Below are 25245 nucleotides of genomic sequence, written 5' to 3'. Positions count from 1 at the left end.
GGCCGACGCGTCACTCCACGATGTGGCGACCCTCCGGCTGCGCGCTGCACGAGGCCCGGAAGGTGCAGTGGGTGCAGTGCTGGCCGGTGGTGGGGGTGAAGCGCTCGTCGAGGACCCGGCCGGCCGCGGTCGCGAGCAGGTCGCCGACCCACTCCCCCGCCAGGGGTTCCTGGGCCTGGACCTTCGGCAGGGCCTCGCCGCCCTCCTTCTTGGGCGCGGGCTGGCGCAGTTGTACGAGTTCGGCGCCGCCGGGGTCGGGGCGGCGGCCGTCGAAGACCTCGTCCAGGGCCCCTTCGCGTACCGCGAGCTGATAGACGGCGAGCTGGGGGTGGTGGGCGACCTCGTCCTTGGTGGGGGCGGACTTGCCGGTCTTGAAGTCGACGACGTAGGCGCGGCCGTGTTCGTCGGTCTCGACGCGGTCCATGGAGCCGCGGATCCGGACCTCGTACGCACCCGCCTCGAGGGTCACGTCGAAGTCGTGCTCGGTGGCGGCGGGGGCGCGGCCGCCGCGGTCCATGACGTGCCAGCGCAGGAAGCGTTCCAGCGCCACGCGCGCGTGCTCCTTCTCCTGGGCGGACTTCCAGGGGGCGTCGAAGGCGAGCGCGTCCCAGACCGAGTCCAGGCGGGCCATGAGGACGTCGAGGTCGGCGGGGGTACGGCCGGAGGCGACCTCGTCGGCGAGGACGTGGACGACGTTGCCGAAGCCCTGGGCGGCGGTGGCGGGGGCGTCGGCCTTGACCTCGCGGCCGAGGAACCACTGGAGGGCGCAGGTGTTGGCGAGCTGGTCGAGGGCGGAGCCGGAGAGGGCGACGGGGTGGTCGCGGTCCCGGAGCGGGACCTGGCTGCGGGTGGGCTCGAACAGGCCCCACCAGCGGTCCGGGTGGGCGGCCGGGACCAGTGGTTGGCCCTCGTCGTCGGTGAGGGCGGCGAGCTGGGCGAGACGTTCGGCGGCGGCGGCGCGCAGCGCGTCGGAGGCGGCCGGGTCGACGGTGGTGGCGCGCAGTTCGGCGACGAGGGCGGCGACGGCGAGGGGGCGGCGGGGGCGGCCGGAGACGTCCTTGGGCTCGGTGCCGAGTTCGGTGAGGAAGCGGGAGGGCTGGTCGCCGTCGTCGGCGGGGGCCTTCACGGCGGTCACGACGAGCCGGTCGCGGGCGCGGGTGGCGGCGACGTAGAAGAGCCGGCGCTCCTCGGCGAGGAGGGCGCCGGGGGTGAGGGGTTCGGCGAGGCCGTCGCGGCCGATGCGGTCGGCTTCGAGGAGGGAGCCGCGGCGGCGCAGGTCGGGCCAGAGGCCCTCCTGGACGCCGGCGACGACGACGAGGCTCCACTCGAGGCCCTTGGCACGGTGGGCGGTCATGAGGCGGACGGCGTCGGGGCGGGTCTGGCGCTTGGAGAGGGTGTCGGCGGCGATGTCCTGGGCGTCGAGCTCTTCGAGGAAGTTCAGGGCGCCGCGACCGCCGACGCGGTCCTCGGCGCGGGCGGCGGCCTCGAAGAGCGCGCAGACGGCGTCGAGGTCCCGGTCCGCGTTGCGACCGGCCGGGCCGCCGCGAAGGGCCGCGCGCTCCAGCCGGCCGGGCCAGGGCGTGCCGTTCCAGAGCAGCCAGAGGGCCTCTTCGGCGGTGCCGCCGGCGGCGAGGCGGTTGCGGGCCTGCAGGAGCAGCTCGCCGAGTCGCTTGGCGCCGCGGGCGTACGACTGGTCGTGCGCGACGAGCCGCTCGGGCTCGGCGAGCGCGCGGGCGAGGAGCACGTCGGAGGGCGGCGGCACGTGATTCCCCCCGGCCCGTTCCTCGTCGCGCAGCGCGCGGCCGAGGCGACGCAGATCGGCGGGGTCCATACCGGCGAGGGGCGAGGCGAGCAGGGTGAGCGCGGTCTCGGTGTCGAGCCAGGAACCGTTCTCCGCCTGCCCGTCCCCTCCGGGGGCGGTGTCCGCGCCGCCCCGGGCGGCACCGGGGTCGACATCCCGGTCCTCCGACCCGTGGGCCTCCGCCGCACGTGCCGCCGTGTCGGCGGGCGCCGGCTCCTCCGACGCCGCCTGTGCCGCGGCGTCCGACTGCGCCGGGCCGTCGGCCTCGGGACCGCCCGCTGCCTTCTCCGAAGCGGGGACCCGCGCGGGCGCCGCCGCGTCGGCGGCGCCCGGGGGCTCATCGGTGGCCCGGGGCTCGGGCGAACCGGCTCCCGGGGTCGCCGCCGCGCGTAGGGCGAGGAGGAGCGGGGAGACCGCCGGTTCGTGGCGGAGGGGGGTGTCGGCGGTGTCCGTCTCGAGGGGGACGCCGGCGGAGGTGAGGGCGCGGCGGAGGGCCGGGACGGTCGTGGCCGCGCGGACCAGGACCGCCATCTCGTGCCACGGGACACCGTCCTCCAGGTGCGCGCGGCGCAGGAGGTCGGCGATGTTGTCGGACTCGGTGGAGGCCGTGGGGTACGTGTACACCTCGACCCGGCCACCGGCGCGCGTCGCCACCGGCTCGCGGTGGGCGCGCACCGTGTCGCCGGGCAGCCGCGGCAGCGGCATGCGCCGCGTGAGCTCCCGCGTCGCGGCGAGCAGCCCCGCGCCCGAGCGGCGGGAGCCCGTCAGGACCCGGACGCCCGCCGGCCGCCCGTCGGGCCGCCGGAAGGTGTCGGGGAAGTCGAGGATGCCGTTCACGTCCGCGCCGCGGAAGGCGTAGATCGACTGGTCCGGGTCGCCGAAGGCGACCACCGTCCGCCCGCCCCCCGCCAGCGCCCGCAGCAACCGCACCTGCGCCGGGTCCGTGTCCTGGTACTCGTCCACGAAGACCACGTCGTAGTCGGGCAGCGTCACGCTCTCCGACAGCAGCACCGCCCGGTGCACCAGCTCCGTGTAGTCGAGGACCCCTTGCAGGTCCAGGACGTCCAGGTACTCCGCGAGGAACCCCGCCGCCGCCTTCCAGTCCGGCCGCCCCACCCGTTGGGCGAACTCCGCGAGCGCCCGCGGCCCGAGCCCCAGCTCCCGGGAGCGCGCGAGGACGGCCCGTACCTCGTCGGCGAAGCCGCGGGTCGTCAGACAGGCCCGCAGCTCGTCGGGCCACCGCACCCGCGCGAGCCCCGCCCGCTCCAGGTCGAGCTGGCCCGCGAGCAGCTCCCGTACCGCGAGGTCCTGCTCCGGTCCGGACAGCAGCCGCAGCGGCTCGGCGAACAGGTCGGCGTCCTGGTGCGCGCGGATCAGGGCGTAGCAGTACGAGTGGAAGGTCGTCGCCTGCGGCGGCCGCGATCCTCCCAGCCGGCGCCCACCACCGCCCGTGCCGGGGAGCGCTCCGCGCTCGCCCCCTCCGATGCGCGCCGCCATCCGGTCGCGCAGTTCCACGGCCGCCTTGCGGCTGAAGGTGAGGACGAGGATCCGCTCCGGGTCCGTCCCCTTCTCGACGCGGGCCGCGACGGCCTCCACCAGCGTCGTCGTCTTTCCGGTGCCCGGTCCGGCGAGGACGAGCAGCGGTCCGCCCTCGTGGTCAACCACTTCCCTCTGCGCTGCGTCCAGCAGAGGGGGATCCACCTGGGTCGGGGGGGTGCGCACCAGGCGGTACGCGCCCGTGGTCCGCCCCTGGTACGGCGTACGCCGGGTGGTGGAGGAGGAACTCACGTGGATCGACCGGTCCTGAGCGAAGTGGTGGAGAGGCGGAGATGTGTACGGGGCGAACGACGACGTTACGGGAAACGGAGGGCACCCGTGCCGAACTCCGCACGGGCCTCCGTACCGTCATCGGGCCGCCCGGCCCGTCCTGCCTCGGGCAGAGCTGTCACGTGTGAGTTCCGGCACGCGGACCCTGGTCCGCGCCGCCGGCGCCGGGCGCACCGTCCGCGCCGCCTGCACCGTCAGCGCCGCCCGCACCTTCCACGCCGTCCCACCGCGCCCGCCGCATGTCGAGCTTCGGTATGTGCCCCTCTGCGCTGCGCCCGGCCTGGCGCAGTGGGGTGCCCTCGTCCCGGTAGTGGCCGAGGGCGCGCAGCTCGTGGCCGGGCAGCAGCGCGCCGTCGGCGCGCACCACGCGCCACCACGGCACGGCCCCGCCGTACAGGGCCATCACCCGGCCGACCTGACGCGGACCGCCCTCGCCCAGCCACTCCGCCACGTCTCCGTAGGTCATCACCCGGCCCGGCGGGATCAGCTCCGCGACCTCAAGGACCCGCTCCGCGTACTCCGGAAGCTCCTCCACGCTCATCCGCCCCATCCTGCCTCACCCCACCGACAACGCCCTGATGCCTCCCTCGGGCGCCGCTTCGTGCCACCATCGTCCGGGCGGTGACTGGTGATACGAGATCAAGAGCGACAAGACGACCAAGAAGAACAACAATTCGACATGCAGGACGCGTCGCACGACGAGCACGCGGCACGAACAGAGACGGACACGGTGATGGGGTACGACGCTCGGCCTCCTGAGGAGGGGGCTCACCCCGACCTGCCCGCGCCCGACGGGGAACCAAGCGAGCGCGTCTCGCAGGACGAGCCGCTGCTCGCGGCCCGCGTGCACCGCCCTTCCGACCTGATGCGGCTGCTGGTCGGCGTCCTCGCGATCGCCCTCGTCATCGCCATCGCCGCCTTCGCCCACGGCACCACCTCCGGCCTCGAGCAGGACATCAACAAGGGCGCCGGCGGAGCGCCCGACGTCTTCGTCAAGATCGCCGGCCTGGTCTCCAGCATCGCCGTCCTGCTCGTACCCGTCGCCTTCGCCATCGAGCGGCTGATCAAACGCGACGGACTGCGGATCGCCGACGGCGTCCTCGCCGCCGTGCTCGCCCACGGCGTCACCCTCGCCACCGACCTCTGGGTCGCCAAGGCCGCGCCCGGCACCATCCAGGACGCGCTGACCCAGCCGGCGTCCGGTGGTGGTCTCACCGACCCGGTGCACAACTACCTCGCACCCGTCATCGCGTACATGACCGCCGTCGGCATGGCCCGTCGGCCGCGCTGGCGGCTGGGCCTGTGGACGGTGCTGCTGCTCGACGCCTTCACGATGCTGGTCGCCGGGTACACCACCGCGTTCTCGATCATCCTGACCGTGCTGATCGGCTGGACCGTGGCGTACGGAACGCTGTACGCGGTCGGCTCCCCCAACGTCCGCCCCACCGGGCAGACGCTCCTCGCCGGTCTGCGCCGGGTCGGCTTCAAACCGGTCACGGCGCTGCGCGCCGAGGGCGCGGGCGTGCCCGACTCCGCCGACAGCGGGGACCGCGGCCGCCGCTACATCGTCACGCTGGAGGACGGGCCGCCGCTCGACGTCACCGTCGTGGACCGCGAGCAGCAGGCGCACGGCTTCTTCTACCGCGTGTGGCGCAGGATCACCCTGCGCGCGATCACCACCCGCCGCTCGATCGTCTCGCTGCGCCAGGCGCTGGAGCAGGAGGCGCTCCTCGCGTACGCGGCGATCGCCGCCGGGGCCAACGCGCCGAAGCTGATCGCCACCTCCGAGCTCGGCCCGGACGCCGTGATGCTCGTGTACGAGCACCTGGGCGGCCGGACCCTGGACTCGCTGGACGACAAGGAGATCACCGACGAGCTGGTGCGCAGCGCCTGGCGACAGGTGAAGGCGCTCCAGTCGCGCCGGATCGCGCACCGCAGGCTCGCGGGAGACGCGATTCTGGTGGATCGTTCCGGCAAGGTGATCCTGACCGACCTGCGGGGCGGTGAGATCGCCGCGGGCGACCTGATCCTTCGGATGGACATCGCCCAGCTGCTCACCACCCTCGGTCTGCGCGTGGGCGCCGAGCGGGCGGTGGCCGGTGCCGTGGAGGTACTCGGCCCGGACGCGATCGCCGACTGTCTCCCCCTCCTCCAGCCGATCGCGCTGAGCCGGTCCACGCGCGCGACGCTGCGGAAACTGGCGCGGGAGCGTTCGAAGCGGGAGCGCGAGGCGGTCCTCGAGGCGTCGGAGGCGGCGAAGCGGGCGAGGGCCGAGGCCCATGCCCATGCCGGCACCACGGACCTCAAGCCCGACCGGAAGTCCGACCGGAAGATCGAGAAGGCGGAGAAGCAGGCCGAGAAGCGGGCCATCGACGAAGCGCTGGACGACGCCCGCGAGGAGGATCTGCTGGCCCAGATCCGCCAACAGGTGCTGCTCATCCGGCCCCAGGCACCGGTCGAGCCGGTCCGTCTGGAGCGGATCAAACCGCGCACGCTCATCAGCCTGATCGCCGGCGCCGTCGCCGCGTACTTCCTGCTCTCGCAGATCGCGCGGACGCCCCTGTCCACCATCAGCTCGGCGGACTGGCGGTGGGTGGCGGCCGCCGTGCTGTTCTCGGCGCTGAGCTACATCGCCGCCGCGATGAGCCTGCTCGGCTTCGTACCGGAGCGGGTCGGGTTCTGGCGGACGGTGGTCGCGCAGGTGGCCGGCTCGTTCGTGAAGATCGTCGCCCCGGCGGCGGTCGGTGGTGTCGCGCTGAACACCCGCTTCCTCCAGCGCTCGGGGGTGCGGCCGGGGCTCGCGGTGGCGAGCGTCGGCGCGTCGCAGCTCTTCGGTCTGGGGGCGCACATCCTGCTGCTGCTCGCCTTCGGCTATCTGACGGGTACGGAGAAGTCGCAGTCGTTCACCCCGTCGAGGACGGTCATCGCCGGTCTGTTGACGGTGGCGGTGCTGGTCCTCGTGGTGACGGCGATCCCGTTCATGCGGAAGTTCGTCTCGACGCGGCTGCGCTCGCTCTTCGCGGGGGTCGTGCCGCGCATGCTGGACGTGCTCCAGCGGCCGATGAAGCTGCTCACCGGGATCGGCGGCATGCTGCTCCTGACCGGGTTGTTCGTGCTCTGCCTGGACGCGTCGATCCGCGCGTTCGGACACGACGCCCAGGGGCTCAGTTACGCGAGCGTGGCCGTCGTCTTCCTCGCGGGCAACGCGCTCGGCTCGGCGGCGCCGACTCCGGGCGGCGTCGGCGCGGTCGAGGGCGCGCTGACCTTCGGTCTGGTGGCGGTCGGCCTCCCGCTGGAGGTCGCGACCCCGGCGGTGCTGCTGTACCGGCTCCTGACGCTGTGGCTACCGGTGCTGCCGGGCTGGCTCTGCTTCAACTGGCTGACGAAGCGCGGCGCGCTCTAGCCTCCGGCGGGCGGGGGCGGGAGGGCCGTACGAAACCTGCGGCCCGGCGGGGCTGGTCGCGCAGTTCCCCGCGCCCCTACGGGGCGCGCGGCCCGTACCGGTCGCTCCCCCGGCTGGCCCACTCGCCCGCGCGGGGGCCACCCGTGCGGCAGACCATGGCTCTATGCCGATCTCCGCCGCGCAGCGCGCCGCCCTGCTCACCGCGACCACCGTGTTGCTCGCCGTCGGATGTTCGGACAACGGCGGCAACGACGGGGCTTCCGACGCGCCAACCGATCTCGCCGGGCTCGCCGCGCAGGAGCTGGAGTGGGCCCCCTGCCCGCCCCCGTCCGCCGCCGAGGGCGGCGGTCCCGCGCCCTCCCCACTGCCCGGCGGGGCCACCTGGGAGTGCTCCTTCATGGACGCGCCGCTCGACTACGCCAAGCCGGACGGCCAGACCATCGAGCTGGCCCTGATCCGCGCCCGTGCCACCGACCAGAACCGGCGGATCGGCTCCATGATCTACAACTTCGGCGGTCCCGGCGCCTCCGGCGTCACCGCTCTGCCTTCCTTCGCCCCCTCCTACGAGAAGCTCAGGACCCGCTACGACCTCGTCTCCTTCGACCCCCGGGGCGTCGGCCGCAGCGAGGACGTCCAGTGCCTGACCGACAAGGAACTGGACGCGTACTACGCCCTGGACTTCAGCCCGGACGACACGGCCGAGGAGCGGACCCTCTCCGACGCGCAGAAGAAGTACGCCAACGGCTGCGAGAAGGACTCCGGCACCGCGCTCCCCCACGTCGGCACCGAGAACGCCGCCCGCGACATGGACCTGATGCGCCAGGTCCTCGGCGACGACAAGCTGCACTACTTCGGCGTCTCCTACGGCACGGAGCTCGGCGGCGTGTACGCCCACATGTTCCCGAAGAACGTCGGCCGCGCCCTCTTCGACGCGGTCGTCGACCCGAACTCCGGCACGGAGGCCGGCGCCCTCGGCCAGGCCAGGGGCTTCCAGCTCGCCCTCGACAACTTCGCCGAGGACTGCCTGGCCCGCGGCGACGCGTGCACACTGCCCGGCTCGACGGTCGCCGAGATCGAGTCGTTCATCGTCGACCTCCAGGCCGAGCTCGACGAGAAACCGATCGCCGGCATCGGGGACCGCAAGCTCACCCAGACCCAGGCCACGAACGGCATCGCGCAGGCTCTGTACTCCAGGAACTTCTGGCAGTACCTGGAGCAGGGCCTCGACTCGGCCGCCGGCGGCGACGGCGCTCTGCTGCTCGCCCTGTCCGACTCCATGAACGGGCGGGACCAGAGCGGAAGTTACAGCAACATCCAGGCGGCGAACGCGGCCATCAACTGCGTGGACTACAAGGAGCGGTACACCCTCGGCCAGGCCAAGGAGCGGCTCCCGGAGTTCCGGAAGACCTCCGCCGTCTTCGGGGATTACATGGGCTGGGCGCTGTCGGGCTGCTCCCAGTGGCCGGTCCCGGGCACCTGGGAGCACCCCGACGTCTCCGCGCCCGGCTCCGCCCCGATCCTCGTCCTCGGCACGACGGGCGACCCGGCGACCCCGTACGAGGGGGCCCGGGCGATGGTGGACGCGCTGGGCGAGGGCGTCGGCGTGGAGCTGACGTACGAGGGCGAGGGCCACGGCGCGTACAACAGCGGCAACGCGTGCGTGCAGAACTTGGTCAACACGTACTTCCTGGAGGGGAAGGTGCCGGCCTCGGGGACCGTCTGCAAGTAGTGCGCACCGCGCGCTCTAGGATGGCGGCTTTCCGGTCCGGATCACGGGGGTTGTCTTGTCCATACGGATACGGGTGGCGGTCCTTGCCGTCACCGGGCTGCTGGTCACCGGCTGCACGAGCACCGGGACGCCCGCCGACACCCCCCGCGCCGACCGTACGACCCCGCCGACCTCGGACGCCAAGGCGCCGCCCGCCCTCCCCGCCTCGCTCACCGGGCAGCGGCCGGAGTGGAAGCCCTGCGAGGCGCCCGAGGGCGGCGAGAAGCCCGGCGCCGACTGGCGGTGCGCGAGCGTCCGGGTCCCGCTCGACCACGCGAAGCCCGACGGCGAGACGATCCCGATCGCGCTGATCCGCAAGGAGGCCCGCGACAAGAACGGGCGGCTCGGCTCCCTGCTCTTCAACTTCGGCGGCCCGGGCGCCTCCGGGGTCGACATCCTCCCCCGCGCGGCCCAGGAGTACGGGGGGCTGAACCGCCGCTACGACCTGGTCGGCTTCGACCCGCGCGGTGTGCGGCGGAGCGCCGGCGTCGTGTGCCGGGACGACAAGGAGCTGGCCGACGCCGAGGCCCGTACGGATCAGACACCGGACACCGCGGCCGAGGAGGCCGCGTTCTTCGAGGACGGCGCCGACTTCGGCGCCGGGTGCGCCCGCCGCTCGGGCAAGGTCATCCCGCACACCACGACCAGCAACACCGCCCGCGACCTGGATCTGGTCCGGCACGTCCTCGGCGACGACAAGCTGAACTACTTCGGCATCTCCTACGGGACCCAACTCGGTGCCGCCTACGCCCATCTGTTCCCGACGCACGTCGGCCGGACCGTCCTCGACGCGGTCGTCGACCCGACCGCCGACGGCACCGGTCATGCCCGCAACCAGACGATCGGTTTCCAGCGGGCCCTGGACAACTACTCGAAGAGCACCGGTGGTGACGCGAAGAAGGGGACGGCCAGGATCGTCCGCCTCCTCGAGAAGCTGGACCGGGAGCCGCTGCGTGTCGGCGAGCGGAAGCTGACCGACGGACTGGCTCTCACCGGCATCGCGATCACGCTCTACTCGCAGAGCAACTGGCCCCTGCTGACCTCGGCCCTGGAGCAGGCGGAGCGGGGCAACGGCGCGGAGCTGCTGCGGCTCGCCGACTGGTACAACGACCGGGACGAGTCCGGGCACTACTCCACCCAGTCCCACTCGCAGCGGGCGATCTCCTGCGCCGACTCCACCGAACGGCCCACGCTCGCGCAGGCGAAGGCTCTGCTGCCGGAGTTCCGTAAGCTCTCGCCGGTCTTCGGCGCCTTCCTGGCCTGGGACACGGCCGGCTGGTGCGCGCAGTGGCCGGTGAAGGGCGAGCGGGCCGACCCGGACGTGAGCGCGCCGGGCTCGGGCCCGATCCTGGTGGTCGGTACGACGGGCGACCCGGCGACCCCGTACGAGGGCGCCGAGCGGATGGCGAAGGAGCTCGGCAAGGGCGTCGGCGTCCTGGTCAGCAACGAGGGCGAGGGCCACGGCGCGTACGGCACGTCGTCCTGCGTGACGAAGACGGTCGACGCCTATCTCCTGGACGGCAAGGTCCCGGCGTACGGCACGACCTGCTCCAGTGGGACCGCGCGAAGCGGGGCATGAGAAAGGGCCGGACCTGATGCCAGGTCCGGCCCTTCGTCGTACGCCTAGTAGACCGGCTTCTCGGGCTCGATCTGGTGCACCCAGCCGATGACGCCGCCGCCGACGTGCACCGCGTCCGCGAAGCCCGCGGACTTGAGCACGGCGAGGACTTCCGCACTGCGGACACCCGTCTTGCAGTGCAGGACGATCCGCTTGTCCTGCGGGAGGTCCTGGAGGGCGGTGCCCATCAGGAACTCGTTCTTCGGGATCAGCCGCGCGCCGGGGATCGAGACGATCTCGTACTCGTTGATCTCCCGGACGTCGATGATGTCGATGTTCTCGCCCTCGTCGATCCACTCCTTGAGCTGCTTGGGAGTGATCGTCGAGCCGAGCGCCGCCTCCTGGGCCTCCTCGGACACGACGCCGCAGAAGGCCTCGTAGTCGATGAGCTCGGTGACGGTCGGGTTCTCGCCGCAGACCGCGCAGTTCGGGTCCTTGCGAACCTTCACCTGGCGGTACTGCATCTCCAGGGCGTCGTAGATCATCAGCCGGCCGACCAGCGGGTCGCCCACGCCGGCCAGGACCTTGATCGCCTCGGTGACCTGGATGGAGCCGATGGACGCGCAGAGCACGCCCAGGACGCCGCCCTCGGCGCAGGACGGGACCATGCCCGGCGGCGGGGGCTCCGGGTAGAGGCAGCGGTAGCAGGGGCCGTACTCGGACCAGAAGACGGAGGCCTGACCGTCGAAGCGGTAGATCGAGCCCCAGACGTACGGCTTGTTCAGCAGCACGCACGCGTCGTTGACGAGGTAACGCGTGGCGAAGTTGTCCGTGCCGTCGACGATCAGGTCGTACTGGCTGAAGATGTCCATCACGTTCTCGGCCTCGAGCCGCTCTTCGTGGAGGATCACGTTCACGTACGGGTTGATGCCGAGGACCGAGTCCTTGGCGGACTCCGCCTTGGAGCGGCCGATGTCCGCCTGGCTGTGGATGATCTGGCGCTGCAGGTTCGACTCGTCGACCTCGTCGAACTCCACGATGCCGAGCGTGCCCACACCGGCCGCGGCCAGGTACATGAGGGCCGGCGAACCGAGGCCACCGGCGCCCACACACAGCACCTTGGCGTTCTTCAGCCGCTTCTGCCCGTCCATCCCGACATCCGGGATGATCAGGTGGCGGGAGTACCTGCGGACCTCGTCTACGGTGAGCTCGGCAGCCGGCTCGACCAGGGGTGGCAGCGACACGGGGGCTCCGTTGGTCGGTATGTCAGTACGGTTGTTCTCCCCGTAACACTGCCACGGCCCTTCTCATTCCGAGACACCCGGTCCAATGCGCGAGACGATTTCGTCCCAGTAGCCGGGCAGAGTTTGGAATGGGTCGATATGTCCGGTGCGGTCCGCGTGGTCCGTGAAGAAGATCGTTCCCGCGCCCTGCCAGCGGGCGATCCGCATCGCCTCGTCGAGATGACTGCGCGGCACCCCGTGGACGAGATGGACGAACTTCTCCGGCGGGTACTCGGCGGTCCACTCGGCCACCTGTGACCAGCGGTAGTCCGTCCACGGCCCGGAGAAGGTGACCAGCTGGTCGGCGGTCTCGGCGTACCCGGGATACGGGTGGGTGCCATGCCCGAGGACGAGATGGGCCTCGCCGCCGAGGACCGCCTCCAGGGTGGCCGTGACGCGCCTCACTTCGGGCAGGTCGGCCCGGTCGGTGGGGCACCGGTCCAGATAGAAGCCGTCGACCCTGTACCAGTCGAGGAAGCGGTGGGCGTCCGAGACGATCTCGCCGAACTCGCGCGAGCCGTGACACAGGTCCAGGTGCCCGAGCACCCGGACCCCGGCGTTCCGCAGCCTTCCGGACGCCTCCAGACAGTGCGGGTCGGGGCGGTCCCCCGGCCCCTCGGCAACGTTGAGCACGGCCCAGTGCAGGGGGGTGCCGGGGCGGGTCAGTTCGGCCCATTCGACGGGGGCGAGCAGCGGGTGGGCGTAGCCGGGGACCCCGAAGCCCATCTCCTTCTCCTGGACGGCCCCGGCCGTGCTCGCGGTCAGATGCGACATGCCGCCTCCATCCAGATGTCGGCGAGCGACTCCTCCAGGTTGATCCGGGGGCGCCAGCCGAGCCGGTCGCGGGCGGTGCGGACGTCGGCCTGCTGCCAGCTGCCGCAGCCGTCGGGGTACGGGTAGGGCGCGGCGGCCAGCTGTTCGGCGATCGTCTCGGTGCGGGGGGCGCCGATGACGGGTCGCGGGGACGCGCCGTGCGGGCCGTGAGCCCCGTGCGGGCCGTGCTGACCGTGCGGACCGTCGAGTTCGTGCAGGGTCCCGGCGTAGCCGGCGACGCGGGCCAGGACGGCGGCGGCGTCGCGCAGCCTGACCGCGCGGCCGGTGCCGATGTTGACGACGCCCTGGGCGGCGGAGAGCGAGGCCGCGTGGACGGCGCGGGCCACGTCCCGTACGTCGACGAAGTCGCGCTGCACGCCGAGGCCGCTGAGCTTGAGCTCGCCGTCGCCGGCCTGCATGGCCCGGCGCATGGCCTCGGCGAGGCGGCCGAGCGGGGAGCCGGCCGGGGTGCCGGGGCCCACCGGGGAGAAGACCCGGAGGACCACGGCGTCGAGTCCGGAGCCGAGGACGAGTTCGGTCGCGGCGAGCTTGGAGACCCCGTACGGGCCCCCGGGGCGGGGCACGGCGTCCTCGGCGGTGGAGGAGCCGGGCTGGGAGGGCCCGTACTCGGAGGCGCAGCCGACCTGCACGAGCCGGGCGCCGCAGCCGCTGCGGCGCAGGGCCTCGCAGACGGTGGCGACGGCGACGGTGTTGTGGCGGGTCAGTTCGCGGGCACCGCCGCGAGTGGCGCCGGCGCAGTTGACGACGACACCGGGGTGGACGGCGTCCAGGAACCGGGTCAGCGCGCCGGGGCTGCCGCCGGCGAGGTCGAACCGTACGTCGGCGTCGTCGCCCCGCCCGAGGGCGGTGAGGTGCACGGCCGGGTCGGCGAGCAGCCGGTCGGCGACGAAGCGACCGAGGAATCCGTTGGCTCCGAGCAGCAGCACCCTCATCGTGCGGCCCCTTCGTGCCGACCGGCCGTTGCTGGGGGTTGGGAGGTCATGTCTCTTTCGTCTCCTTGAGATGGGTCCTGCGCGGTGGGCACGCCCGCGGCGTCGGCTCCGCGGGTGCGCCGGGGTTCATGGGGTTCGAGGGGTGGCGCGCCGATCGGGCCGCCGTGGGGCGAGCGGGCTCCGGCGCGTGCGGAGGCGCCGGGGTGACGCGAGCCCGGCCTGATCGGCATGGGACCCCCCTAGGGGTTGGCGTGGGCCGAGGCCCGGGAGAGGGCGGCGGTGGCGTGGGCCAGCAGGCCGAGCGCCGCGGTGCCGCAGACGAGGGTGGGTACGGCGCCGGGGCCCCAGGTGTCGACGAGGGCGCGGACCGGGGCGGCGAGGAGATCGCAGCCGGGGACCCGGCCCGCGAGGACGCTCGCGAGGGCGAGGGCCTCGGCGGCGCAGGCGGCGGCGAGGCCGCTCGCGGCGGTCTCGGGGAACCCGTGGACGGTGAGGAGCCGGGCGAGCAGGAGGAGGGCGCCGAGGGCGAGGGCGCCGGGCGCGAAGCCCGTCAGGCCCAACAGGCCCGCGAGGGCGACCAGATGGAGGGTCACGGTGGCGAGGAGCAGGGGGCGGGTGCCGGCGGCGAAGTCCTCCAGGCCGCGGCTGGCGGCGAGCTTGCGGCGGGCCCTGGTGGCGAAGAGCCGGGCGCACCAGGCGGCGGGGGCGACGGCGAGCGCGAGACCCAGGAGCGGCTGGGGCGTGATGCCCCAGGCCCCGTCGGGTCCGCCGGCGAGCACCTGTGTCAGGAGACCGTCCCCGCCGACCGCGTACGCGAGGAGCCAGAGGGTCCAGACGCGGGCGGCGGGGACGGTGCGGCCGGCGGCGCGCAGGGGGCCGCGCCGGACGGCGACGGCGAGTGCGGCGGCCAGGCCGAGGGCCCCGGCCGCGCCGACGGCGAGGCGCACGGGCCCTTCGGTGAGCGCGAGTCCGGTGACGGTGAGGGCGGCGACGGCGCCGGGCGCCAGGGCGGCGAGCGTCCACCCGGCCCACCCGGCGCGTGCGCCGTCCTCGCCGGCGGGACGCACGGGCGCCCGGTTCTGCCGCGGCACGCGCGCGTAGAGCTCCTCGGCGAGCGAGAACACGTCCCGATGCCGGAACCGCGCCGCGGTACGGTCGGTGACCCCGTGGGCCTCGAGCCCGGCGGCGATCTCCAGGGGATCGACGGCCCGCTCGCACAGATCCCGGTGCCGGTGAATGAGCGCCTTGACGGGATCGGCGGGCCCTCGCCGGGACGGCGGCTTGGGCACGCCGTCCCCCTCCGGAGGCACAGGGCTGCCCATCCCGGCCGCCTCGGCCCGCGGCCCGAAGTCCCCGGCGGCCTCCGCGCCGGGTCCCGGCGCGGGCCGCACCGGTGGGGCGTCGGCGGCCTCCGGCCCTGACGGCACCGAGGCCGCCCCGGCGCGCTCCGGCGCGGTGGGGGCCTGCGGCAGCACCTCGGACTCGGGTCCGGCGTCCGCGCGGCCTTCCCGCGCAGCAGGCGGTGCGTCGCCGGGCTCCGGCCGCGACCACGGGAACGGGTCCTCGCCAGTCGGCGCGGCCTGTCCCTGAACGATGTCCCTGGCCCGGGGGCCGCCCGCCGACCGCAGGTCGAGGTCCGCGCCGCTCTGCGCGGGGGACGTCTGTCGTGGTTCCGCGCGCTCCGGCCGAGCGCCGGCACCTGTGCCGGCCGCCGTGCCGGGCCTCGCACGACCCGCCCCATCGGCGCAGTCCACGGGCGCACCGTCCGTCGTCACGGAGACCGTCACGGCCACCGTCAGCGCCGTCGTCTCGAGGAGCGCCTCGGAGTGGGAGTCCCAGAGGCCGGGGCTCGTGGGGGCGGCGGAGCCGCGCATGGGGGTGCCTCCTTCAGGCATCGGGGTCTCCCGCTCCGGCAGCGGCGCTCACGGGCTGGTCCGCCCAGGTGCCGGGTACGTACGCCTCGGCCGGGTGGGCGAAGGGGACGCCCTCGGCGGCCCGTCGGCGCACCGGCGAGTGGGAGAGAAGTTCCAGGTAAATGCCGCGAAATGCCGCGAGGTTCTGCTCGACGGTGAAGAGTTCGAGCGCACGGGCGCGGGCCGCGGCGCCCAGGCGGTAGCGGCGCTCCGGGTCGCGCAACAGCGCGAGGCACGCGTCCGCGAGCGCCCGCGGATTGCGCGGGGGCACGACGAGCCCCGTGCCGCCGATGACCTCGACGACCGCGCCCACGTCCGTCGAGACCGTCGCCCGGGCGCAGAACATCGCCTCGACGAGGCTGATCGGGAAGCCCTCGACGACACTCGAGAGGACCACGACCGCGCCCGCCGCGTACGCCTCGGCGAGCGTCGGCGCCTCGGGTCCGCCGATCTCCTCGAAGGTGACCGGGTTCTCGCCGACCGCGTGCGCGCCGACGGCCTCGTCCGGGAAGAGCTGCGCCGCGAGCGCCCTGCAGTGCGCGAGGTACGCGTCGGCGCCGGGTTCCCGCACCGGGGCCGCGACGATCCGCAGTCGGACGTCGGGCTGCGCCTTGCGCACCTCCGCGAAGGCGTGCAGCAGCGCGATCAGGTCCTTGGCGGGTTCGACGCGGCCGACCCAGACGAGGGTGGCCGGGTCACCGCTCTCCTCGTCCTCGCCGACCTCGGTGAACCGCTCGGACTCCATGCCGGGGTAGACCGTGCGCAGCTTGGCCCGGTCGGCCCCGCACTTCTCCTGCCAGCGGCGCGCGTGCGTGTTGCCGGGGGTGAGCAGCGCGGCCTGTCGGTAGGCCTCGGCGGCGAGCCGGCCGTGGAAGCCGGCGAGCAGGGCGCGCACGGGCGCGGACAGCGGCGCCTCGGTGGCCGCGAGGTAGTGCGCGCGCAGCTGTACGCCGTACTCGGTGACCAGCAGCGGAGTGCCGAAGAAGCGTTTGGCCAACAGGCCGGGGAGCGCCGCCGATCCACCGGACGCGGCGTGGCAGAGGTCGACCGCGCCGAGCCCGTCCTCGCCGTACCAGTCGAGCGACAGCGGGCGCAGGGCGCGCTCCAGCTGGTCGACGAAGGCGAGGTAGTCGGGCACGGTGGCGTCGGCCACGCCCCGGCGTGCGCCGGGGGCGTGGCAGGCGGACTCCAGGGTGCGGACGGCGAGTTCGGAGCGGAGGGCGGCGTAGAGACCGCCGTGCTCGCGGGCCAGTTCGGCCAGCCCGTACAGCCCGTCGGCGAAGGAGCGGGCGGCGGCCGCGTCGTCCTCGGCGCACACGCCGGTCACCAGCGCACCGAAGTGGCCCGCGAAGCGTCGCCGTTCGCGCCGCCCATGGCTGCGGCCGTCGTCCTCCGGCGCCCAGAGCGGGGCCGTACGGACGCGCTGGACCTGCGGGGGCAGGTCGACCCAGCCGGCGTCCTCCTGGCGGGCGCTGCGGCTGAGGGCGTACAGGTCGAACTCGTGCGGCGCGAGCCCGCGCACGAGCCGGTCGCACCAGAGCCTGGACTCACCCGTGGCGTACGGGTAGCCACCCTCGGTAAGCAGTCCGATCCGCATGAGCACACCCCCGATCTCCCTTGCCTGGCGGGCGCCGTGGCTCGGCGACTCGCAGCGGGAAGAACGTAAGCGGATATGCCGGTGGCGCGATGGACGGTTGTCCGTCGCGCCACCAGAAGGGGTGAATGCACGTAACTTTCCCACCCCGGTCGCGTTCCGTCGCGCTACGGGGCGATCCGACTACGTTGAGTCAGGCTGCGGCCAGGGGGAAAGCCGCCTCAATTCCCGGGATGCACCCAGGGATTGGGACGGCACTTGATGCCGTCGATGTCCAGGGACTTGGTCTGCTGCTGCATCACGGGGGCGAGGGCGCCGGGCGTGCGGCAGCTCACGTGGCTGTGCCCGAGACGGTGTCCGACCTCGTGGTTGATGAGCATCTGACGGTAGGCGAACATCGCCTTGTCGCCGAAGGTCTCCGAGCCCTGCGCCCAGCGGAACGCGTTGATCATCACGCGCGAGGTGGAGGCGGAGTCGCAGGAGACGTTGTCGATGGTGGTGTCCAGACCGGACTTCGCGCACCAGGTGCCGGTGGTGCCGGGGCTGGCGAGCGTGATCACGAACTCCGGGTCGCCACTGGAAATCCGCTCGAAGGTCATCTCGCCCCGACCGGCCCAGCTCCGCTCGTCGTTGAGCGTCTTCTGCACGGCCTGCGCGAAGAGGGCCGCGTCGAGTCCGAGCCCCTTCTCGACGTCGACCCGGTAGCGGACCTTGCGCCCCTTGCCGGGCGCCTTCTCGAAGCCGGCCACGGCCTCGAACTCGCCCGAGCCCTTGAGCTTGGGGTCGATGGGGAACTGGCGGCTCATCAGCTGCTCGTAGGTGGGCGGCGCGGCGGGTGCTGCGGGCGCCGCGGTCGCGGGGCGCGAGGGTGTCGGCCGGCTGTCGGAGCGCGAGGCCCCGTCTTCGAGGGCCCGGTCGGCCGAGCCGTCGGCCGAGTGGGCCAGAGGGTTTCGGGTGTCCCGCTCGGCCACCTGGCCGGCCACGACGACGGCGAGGACGGTGGTGACGGCGGCGGCCGCGATGCCGGTGAAGGCCCGGCCCTTGCCGCCGGTGCGGGCCGGAGGCTCCTCGGGGAGCTCCTCGGGAACGGTCTCGCGCCGCTGGCCCGGGATGAACGGGGCCTGAGGTGCCGCCTCGTCCGGATCCGGCCGGCGCGTCTCCGGCCGGCCTCCGGGATGCTCGGGCCGCCGCGGCGGCTGAGGCTGCGTCTCGGCGTGTTCGGGATGCCCGCCCCGTACGGCCGTGTCGGCGGGGGCGGTGTACATCGGCGTGCCGTGCATCGGCGTGTCCCAGACCGGCCGGCCGCCGCTCTGCCCGTATCCGCCTTGTCCGTACCCGCCCTGCGTGGGGCCGCTCTGCGTGGGACCGCTCTGCCCGTACGAGCTCTCCGTGCGCGGGCCCTGCCCGTACGTGCCCTGGGCGTATCCGGTCTGCCCGGCCCCGTGCCTCGGCTGTCCGTACCCGCCTCGTCCGTAGGCGTCCTGCCCGTACGAACCCTGTCCGTACGCGTCCCGCCCGTACGCCGCCTGCGCGTACCCGTCGTCGGTGTACCCGTCCTCGGCGTACCCGTCCTGGCCCGGCGCGCGCCTGCGGCGTCCCGTCCCCGGCTCGGCCGCCTCGCGCTGCCCCGTATCGGCGGGGGGAGCGGGCGCCGGGCCCTTGCGACTATGTCGTCCCACGCCCCGGATCAGCTCCCGCCGCTGTTGTCTGTGCCGTCTTCGTCGCCGGCTTCGATCAGTTCCCGGACGGCCGTGGCGACCGTCTCGGGGTACTCCATCATCGCCACATGTCCGGCGTCGGGAAGCGTCAGGAGGCGCGAGCCGCGGAACGCGGCGGCCGCCCTGCGTGCCATCCGGTACGAAACGAGCTGGTCACGGCCACCGTAGACGAGCAGCGTCGGCGCGAGGACCCGTTCCGCCTGCCGCCACAGACCGTGTTGACCGCCGAGCGTGTACGCGTCGACGATGCCGCGCGAGGAGCGGGCCATGACGTCCCAGAAGTACGGGAGTTCCAGGCGCCGCTCCATCTCCTCCACCGCGTGTCGCAGCCCCTCGTCGGTGACCTTGCGGGGGTCTCCGTAACAGAGGGAGAGCATCCCGCGGACCCGCTGCTCCGGCGTCCAGTCCTTGGTCAGCTTCGCGAAGAGGGGCGCGACGCCCGGCAGGGCGAGCATCACCGTCGGCCAGGCGGTGCGCTGGGCGCGGAGCTCGGGCAGGGCCGGGGAGATCAGCGTGAGGGTGCGGACGAGGTCGGGGCGGACGGCGGCCACACGGGTGGAGACGGCTCCGCCGAGGGAGTTGCCGATCAGGTGGACCGGTCCGCGTCCGGCGGCGTCGAGCAGGCGGATGACCGCCCGGGCGTGTCCGGTGACCGAGTAGTTGCCGTCGTCGGGTGGTGGGGAGTCGCCGAAGCCGGGCAGGTCGACGGCCTCGCCGTCGACCTGGTCCGCGAGCAGCGGCATCAGCGCCGACCAGTTCTGCGAGGAGCCGCCGAGCCCGTGGACGTAGAGCGCGGGGGCGAGGCCGGGCCTGTTGCCGGGCCGGGCGCGAACGGTCAGCGTGAGCCCGGGCAGCGCGACGGAGCGCAACTGCTCGCCGTCCGCCACCCGTACGGCGCGGGTTCGCGACGCGGGCGGTGCGGCGGCGGTCCGGGTTTCCGGCAGCTCGGTCGACGACATGGCCGCAATATTACGAGACGATCACGCGGCAGCGCGTGTGTGTGGCGTCACAGGTACGGGTGCGCCGCGCGGAGTGTGCTCCTACGCTCGAAGAGAGGGCCATCGGAGAGGACCCGCATGCCGGAAGGAATCGCATGACTGTCGATCCGACCGAGCCGGACACATTCGCCGAGGAAGAGGTCGCAGTGCTCGACGAGGAAATCCCGGAGGCCGACGCCGCCGAGCAGCACACGGAAGTCCAGCAGCAGGAGGACGAGCATCCCACCCATCTCGAGCAGGAGTCCGCCAACCCGGCGGACGCGTCCGAACAGGCACGGGTCGTGTCTCTGGACGAAGACGACTACCGCTGATTTGTTCGGTTTAATGTTGAATCGCCTATCGCCGCGGGCGTCCGGTCCGTGAAATTCTGCGTCCGCACCGCGCACAGCCGGGTTACCCAAAAGTACGATGGCGGGCGCGACGCCACAGCGCGCATGGATCGATTTTTGGGAGGCGGCGTGACAGCCATCGAGCAGACAGAGGCAGCACGCCCTCGGGGCACGCGCCTGCCGCGCCGAGCCCGACGGAACCAGCTTCTGGGTGCGGCCCAGGAGGTGTTCGTCGCTCAGGGGTACCACTCCGCCGCGATGGACGACATCGCCGAACGGGCGGGCGTCAGCAAGCCGGTGCTCTACCAGCACTTCCCGGGCAAGCTCGAGCTCTACCTGGCCCTGCTCGACCAGCACTGCGAGGCGCTCCTCCAGGCCGTGCGCACGGCGCTGGCGTCCACGACGGACAACAAGCTCCGGGTCGCGGCGACGATGGACGCGTACTTCGCGTACGTGGAGGACGAGGGCGGCGCGTTCCGTCTCGTCTTCGAGTCCGATCTGACCAACGAGCCGGCCGTGCGCGAGCGCGTGGACCGGGTCAGCCTGCAGTGCGCCGAGGCGATCTCGGACGTGATCGCCGAGGACACCGGTCTGTCCAAGGACGAGTCGATGCTGCTGGCCGTGGGCCTGGGCGGGGTCTCCCAGGTCGTGGCGCGCTACTGGCTCTCCAGCGAGTCCGCCATCCCCCGCGACAAGGCGGTGGCGCTCCTGACCTCGCTGGCCTGGCGCGGTATCGCCGGGTTCCCGCTGCACCCCACGGACGGTCAGCCGATCGCCGAGGGCCACTGAGCCGTCCGTCCGCACTCCCGGCTGTTCGCTCCTGGCGTTCCGCAGGTGCGCCGTGCGGGTCCCCTCACCGGGCTAATGTGTGCAGCGTACGGCGCGGGAGACGCGCAACGCTGACCGTTCGGAGGGACATAGCCGTGGAGGTCAAGATCGGCGTGCAGCACGCACCCCGGGAGATCGTTCTGGAGAGCGGGCAGTCCGCCGAGGAGGTCGAGCGCGCCGTGGCCGACGCGCTGGCCGGCAAGGCGCAGCTGCTCAGCCTCACGGACGAGAAGGGCCGCAAGGTCCTGGTCCCGGCCGAGAAGATCGCGTACGTGGAGATCGGCGAGCCCGCGGTTCGCCGGGTGGGCTTCGGCGCGCTCTGAGAACGCGCTCCGACACGTACGACCGAACAGGGGAAGGCCCGGCGGATCCGATCCGCCGGGCCTTCCGCGCGTCCTGACGCCCACTGCTCCTGTGCCCTGGGCGAAAGTCCTGGTGAGGGGCGCCGAGGAGGATTGCGCGGGTGGCGGCCCGGGTAGTACGGCCTACGACCGAATTGCCCGCCCCGCACCGCACGCGAGGTGATCCCGTGTTCCTGGAAGCCCTCGGCTCCGCCCTGCTCGGACTCGCCCTGGCCTGGGCCGCCGTGCACCGGCTGCCCGACCGCCTCCCCGCACGTGGGGTCGTCCTCACCACGGGCTCTCTGGGTGCCGTGTTCGGCGCCCTGGTGACGCATGGGGCCCTGGGCCCCGGGCACGGCCTGGCCACACTGCTCGGAGCGCTCGCCGTCTCGACGGTCCTGCTCTCGCTGCTGATCCGCCCGGCGTCCCGGCTGCGCCGATCAGCGGCGGCGTGAACAGCGCCTCGACGACAACCACGGACGATGGGCTCTCAGCCCACCCCGCGCCCCTTCACGCGGTCGGAGGCGCACCCTCGACGCCGTCGGCGCGTGTCCCGGGACGCACCCGGGAGACGCGCCGCGCCTGAGGCGTTACGCGGCCAGACCCAGCGCGGCCATGCGCTTGGTGTGGGCCTCGGTGATGCGGGAGAACATGCGGCCGACCTCCGCCAGGTCGAAGCCGTCCGCGACACCGCCGACGAGCATCGTGGAGAGCGCGTCGCGCTCGGCGACGACCCGCTGGGCCTGGGAGAGCGCCTCGCCCATCAGACGGCGCGCCCACAGCGCGAGCCGCCCGCCGACGCGCGGGTCGGCCTCGATCGCGGCCCGGACCTTCTCCACGGCGAAGTTGCCGTGGCCGGTGTCGTCGAGCACCGAGAGCACGAGCCCACGCGTGTCGGAGTCGAGGCGGGCCGCGACCTCACGGTAGAAGTCACTGGCGATCGAGTCACCGACGTACGCCTTGACCAGGCCCTCCAGCCAGTCCGAGGGAGCGGTCTGCCGGTGGAAGTCGTCCAGCGCCTTGGCGAAGGGCTCCATCGCGGCCGTCGGCTCGGCGTCCACGGCGGTCAGCCGGTTCCGCAGCTGCTCGAAGTGGTGGAACTCCGCGGAGGCCATCTTCGCCAGCTCCGCCTTGTCCGCGAGCGTCGGCGCGAGCTTGGCGTCCTCGGCGAGCCGCTCGAAGGCCGCCAGCTCGCCGTAGGCCAGTGCGCCGAGCAGGTCGACGACCGCGGCACGGTACTGCGGCTCGGCGGATGCCGTGGCCCAGTCCTGGGCGGCGATCCCGGTGAGCTCTTCGGCGTTCTCCGAGGCGGACTCCCCGGCGGTCGCTCCGGCGGGCGTGGCGTTGTCAGGCGTCTCCATGAAGCGCACAATAGCCCGCTCTCCGACCCGCGTAAGGCCCTGGTCAGTCACTGTGACCGCGCCCTCATCACGAATTCTCCCAACACACATGCGCGAATCCGGGGTACAGTGGTAAAGCGCCTGCTGAGTATGCGGACATGCTTTCGCACGTTCGGACGTACCCGGTGGGCCGACTCATGAATGAGGATGCCCGGTCGGTGGCCCGACTGGCTCCGACCCGACAACCCTCCCCGCGCACCCGCAGGAGGGAACCTCAGCGGCACGACGCTCGAGCGACGGCAGTGGTCCCGCGCCACCCGGCTGTGATCCATTCGTCGATCCGGCCGGAAGCGAATCGGCACGGTACGACCCCCAGCGTTCGCCTCGCGCCGCGTCTCACAGAAGAGGCAGCACCCTGACTACGACTTTCCGAGAGCTCGGGATCCTTCCCGAGACGGCCGAGGCGCTCGAAGCCGTCGGCATCGTGTCCCCCTTTCCCATCCAGGAGATGACCCTTCCGGTCGCCCTCTCCGGCACCGACGTCATCGGCCAGGCCAAGACCGGCACCGGCAAGACCCTCGGTTTCGGTCTGCCGATCCTGGAGCGCGTCACCGTCCCCGCGGACGTCGAGGCCGGCCGGGCGAAGCCCGAGCAGCTGACCGACGCCCCGCAGGCACTGGTCGTCGTCCCCACGCGTGAGCTGTGCACCCAGGTCACCAACGACCTGCTGACCGCCGGCAAGGTCCGTAACGTCCGCGTGCTCGCCATCTACGGCGGCCGGGCGTACGAGCCGCAGGTCGAGGCGCTCAAGAAGGGCGTCGACGTCATCGTCGGCACCCCGGGCCGCCTGCTCGACCTGGCCGGTCAGCGCAAGCTCGACCTGTCCCACGTCAAGGCCCTCGTGCTCGACGAGGCCGACGAGATGCTCGACCTGGGCTTCCTGCCCGACGTCGAGAAGATCATCAACATGCTTCCGGCGAAGCGTCAGACCATGCTGTTCTCGGCGACCATGCCGGGCGCCGTCATCGGTCTGGCCCGCCGCTACATGTCGCAGCCCACGCACATCCGCGCCACCGCGCCGGACGACGAGGGCGCGACCGTCGCCAACATCACGCAGCGCGTCTACCGCGCGCACTCCATGGACAAGCCGGAGCTGGTCTCCCGCATCCTGCAGGCCAACGGCCGCGGGCTCGCGATGATCTTCTGCCGTACGAAGCGCACGGCGGCCGACATCGCCGAGCAGCTGGAGCGGCGCGGCTTCGCGTCCGGCGCGGTCCACGGCGACCTCGGCCAGGGCGCCCGCGAGCAGGCTCTGCGCGCGTTCCGCAACGGCAAGGTCGACGTGCTCGTCTGCACCGACGTCGCCGCGCGCGGTATCGACGTCGAGGGCGTCACGCACGTCATCAACTACCAGTCGCCGGAGGACGAGAAGACGTTCCTCCACCGCGTGGGCCGCACCGGCCGCGCGGGCAACAAGGGCACGGCCGTGACCCTGGTCGACTGGGACGACATCCCGCGCTGGCAGCTCATCAACAAGGCGCTGGAGCTGGACTTCCACGACCCGGTCGAGACGTACTCCACGTCCCCGCACCTCTTCGAGGAGCTGGACATCCCTGCGGGCACCAAGGGTGTCCTGCCCCGCGCCGAGCGGACCCGTGCGGGTCTGGGCGCGGAGGAGCTCGAGGACCTGGGCGAGCCGGGCGGTCGTGGTGGCCGTGGCCGCAAGCAGGCCGCCCCGGCGGTCGAGGAGCGTCCGGAGCGTACGCGCACCCCGCGCCAGCGTCGCCGTACGCGTGGTGGATCCGCTCTGGACGAGGCGGCCGCGGTCGCCACTCCGGCCGCCGCTCCGGTGGCGGAGGACGCCCCCGCGGAGCCGCGCACCCCGCGCCGCCGTCGCCGCACCCGTACGGGCGGCGCGTCGAGCGCGCCGGTCGTGGAGGCCGCTGTCGCCCCGGTGACGGAGGCCCCTGTGGCTCCCGCCGCTCGGGTCGCCCCGGCCCCCCGGGTCGCTCCCGTCGTCGCGCAGGCCACGCCGGTCGACGAGGCCCCCAAGGCCCCGCGCCGTCGCCGTGCGCGCGTCCTGAAGCCCGAGGCCGAGACCGTGTCCTTCCAGACCGTGGAGACGGCTGCCGCCGCGCTCGCGTCGGTCGCGCCGGTCGAGACGGTCGCCCCGGTGGAGACGGTCGAGGAGCCGAAGAAGGCTCCCCGCCGCCGCACGGTGAAGAAGGCCGCCACCACGGTCGTCGAGACGGCCCCCGTGGCCGCCGAGATCGTCGAGGAAGCCCCCAAGGCCCCTCGTCGCCGCACGACGAAGAAGGCCGTCGCCGCCGAGGCACCGGCCGTCGAGGTCGCCGAGGCACCGGCCGCCGAGGTCGCCGAGGAGGCCCCCAAGGCTCCCCGTCGCCGCACGGTGAAGAAGGCCGCCACCACGGTCCTCGAGACGGCCCCCGTGGCCGCCGAGGTCGCCGAGGAGGCCCCCAAGGCTCCCCGTCGCCGTACGACGAAGAAGGCCGTCGCCGCCGAGGCCCCCGACGCCTCGGAGCCGAAGGCGGCCCCGCGCCGCCGCACGGTGAAGAAGGCGGCCGCCGCTCCGGCGGAGGCCACCGCGACGACCGAGCCGGCCGAGGCTCCCAAGGCCCCGCGTCGCCGCACGACGAAGAAGGCCGCGGCCGCGCAGCCCGAGAGCTGACGCGCCCCGCACCACGACAGGGCGGCCCGCTCCCTTCCCGGGGAGCGGGCCGCCCGGTCGTTTGGCCCCCCGCCGGGGAGTGCCCGCAC

At 73.3% G+C, this 25245-nt stretch carries 18 protein-coding genes; 8 read left to right on the top strand and 10 right to left on the bottom strand.

Annotation, left to right across the window (positions count from 1 at the left end):
• Positions 1-10 precede the first annotated feature (10 nt).
• Together ACFV9D_RS02050 and ACFV9D_RS02045 are read right to left on the bottom strand one after the other, a co-directional pair.
• Positions 11-3589 (bottom strand): ATP-dependent helicase, encoded by a 3579-nt coding sequence (locus ACFV9D_RS02050; protein WP_385139484.1) that lies wholly within the window; start codon positions 3587-3589, stop codon positions 11-13.
• 157 nt (positions 3590-3746) lie between these two features.
• Complete coding sequence (locus ACFV9D_RS02045; protein ID WP_385139481.1) at positions 3747-4178, bottom strand: MGMT family protein; 432 nt, start codon at positions 4176-4178, stop codon at positions 3747-3749.
• A gap of 129 nt (positions 4179-4307) precedes the next feature.
• Between ACFV9D_RS02045 and ACFV9D_RS02040 the strand changes: the two genes are divergently transcribed.
• The 3 genes from ACFV9D_RS02040 (at position 4308) to ACFV9D_RS02030 (ending at position 10378) form a co-directional block, all read left to right on the top strand.
• A complete protein-coding gene (locus ACFV9D_RS02040) occupies positions 4308-7031 on the top strand; it encodes a lysylphosphatidylglycerol synthase domain-containing protein (RefSeq protein WP_385139478.1) in 2724 nt (907 codons plus the stop codon).
• Between the two features lie 163 nt (positions 7032-7194).
• A complete protein-coding gene (locus tag ACFV9D_RS02035; RefSeq protein WP_385139475.1) occupies positions 7195-8760 on the top strand; it encodes an alpha/beta hydrolase in 1566 nt (521 codons plus the stop codon).
• Positions 8761-8815: 55 nt separating this feature from the next.
• Positions 8816-10378: an alpha/beta hydrolase gene (locus tag ACFV9D_RS02030; RefSeq protein WP_385139473.1), complete on the top strand. Its 1563-nt coding sequence runs from the start codon at positions 8816-8818 to the stop codon at positions 10376-10378.
• A gap of 44 nt (positions 10379-10422) precedes the next feature.
• Here the strand turns inward: ACFV9D_RS02030 and moeZ are convergent, their stop codons facing one another.
• The 7 genes from moeZ to ACFV9D_RS01995 form a co-directional block, all read right to left on the bottom strand.
• Positions 10423-11601 (bottom strand): adenylyltransferase/sulfurtransferase MoeZ, encoded by a 1179-nt coding sequence (moeZ, locus tag ACFV9D_RS02025; protein ID WP_189600485.1) that lies wholly within the window; start codon positions 11599-11601, stop codon positions 10423-10425.
• A gap of 63 nt (positions 11602-11664) precedes the next feature.
• A complete protein-coding gene (locus ACFV9D_RS02020) occupies positions 11665-12414 on the bottom strand; it encodes a spherulation-specific family 4 protein (RefSeq protein ID WP_385139470.1) in 750 nt (249 codons plus the stop codon).
• The gene (locus ACFV9D_RS02015; protein WP_385139467.1) at positions 12402-13406 is read right to left on the bottom strand and encodes an NAD-dependent epimerase/dehydratase family protein; all 1005 of its coding nucleotides are present in this window, start codon (positions 13404-13406) and stop codon (positions 12402-12404) included. The genes ACFV9D_RS02020 and ACFV9D_RS02015 overlap by 13 nt, the downstream gene beginning before the upstream one ends.
• A 239-nt stretch (positions 13407-13645) precedes the next feature.
• A complete protein-coding gene (locus ACFV9D_RS02010; RefSeq protein WP_385140421.1) occupies positions 13646-14881 on the bottom strand; it encodes a hypothetical protein in 1236 nt (411 codons plus the stop codon).
• A 412-nt stretch (positions 14882-15293) separates the two neighbouring features.
• The gene (locus tag ACFV9D_RS02005; protein WP_385139464.1) at positions 15294-16916 is read right to left on the bottom strand and encodes a DUF3492 domain-containing protein; all 1623 of its coding nucleotides are present in this window, start codon (positions 16914-16916) and stop codon (positions 15294-15296) included.
• A gap of 218 nt (positions 16917-17134) precedes the next feature.
• Positions 17135-18592, bottom strand: coding sequence for a DUF3152 domain-containing protein (locus ACFV9D_RS02000; RefSeq protein ID WP_385139461.1), 1458 nt, complete (start codon positions 18590-18592; stop codon positions 17135-17137).
• Positions 18593-18600: 8 nt separating this feature from the next.
• Positions 18601-19590, bottom strand: a complete 990-nt coding sequence (locus ACFV9D_RS01995; protein ID WP_385139458.1) for an alpha/beta fold hydrolase — start codon at positions 19588-19590, stop codon at positions 18601-18603.
• Between the two features lie 134 nt (positions 19591-19724).
• On the opposite strand from ACFV9D_RS01995, the gene ACFV9D_RS01990 reads away from it, so the two are divergent.
• The 4 genes from ACFV9D_RS01990 to ACFV9D_RS01975 all read left to right on the top strand — a co-directional run bounded on the left by ACFV9D_RS01990 (position 19725) and on the right by ACFV9D_RS01975 (position 21582).
• Entirely contained in the window at positions 19725-19940 is a 216-nt protein-coding gene (locus tag ACFV9D_RS01990) for a hypothetical protein (RefSeq protein ID WP_385139455.1), read from the top strand.
• Positions 19941-20087: 147 nt separating this feature from the next.
• On the top strand, positions 20088-20747 hold the full coding sequence (locus ACFV9D_RS01985; RefSeq protein WP_385139452.1) for a TetR/AcrR family transcriptional regulator: 660 nt from the start codon (positions 20088-20090) through the stop codon (positions 20745-20747).
• A gap of 134 nt (positions 20748-20881) precedes the next feature.
• Positions 20882-21109: a DUF3107 domain-containing protein gene (locus tag ACFV9D_RS01980; RefSeq protein WP_217510274.1), complete on the top strand. Its 228-nt coding sequence runs from the start codon at positions 20882-20884 to the stop codon at positions 21107-21109.
• A gap of 206 nt (positions 21110-21315) precedes the next feature.
• Positions 21316-21582, top strand: coding sequence for a hypothetical protein (locus ACFV9D_RS01975; RefSeq protein ID WP_385139450.1), 267 nt, complete (start codon positions 21316-21318; stop codon positions 21580-21582).
• A 135-nt stretch (positions 21583-21717) separates the two neighbouring features.
• Here ACFV9D_RS01975 and ACFV9D_RS01970 read toward each other — a convergent pair whose 3' ends face one another.
• Positions 21718-22488, bottom strand: a complete 771-nt coding sequence (locus ACFV9D_RS01970; protein ID WP_385139447.1) for a ferritin-like fold-containing protein — start codon at positions 22486-22488, stop codon at positions 21718-21720.
• A gap of 487 nt (positions 22489-22975) precedes the next feature.
• On the opposite strand from ACFV9D_RS01970, the gene ACFV9D_RS01965 reads away from it, so the two are divergent.
• Positions 22976-25156 (top strand): DEAD/DEAH box helicase, encoded by a 2181-nt coding sequence (locus ACFV9D_RS01965; protein ID WP_385139445.1) that lies wholly within the window; start codon positions 22976-22978, stop codon positions 25154-25156.
• The last annotated feature ends 89 nt before the right edge of the window (positions 25157-25245 follow it).

The sequence above is a fragment of the Streptomyces sp. NPDC059875 genome, from assembly GCF_042731085.1.
Lineage (GTDB): Bacteria > Actinomycetota > Actinomycetes > Streptomycetales > Streptomycetaceae > Streptomyces.
This window is presented reverse-complemented; position numbering and strand designations above follow the sequence as displayed.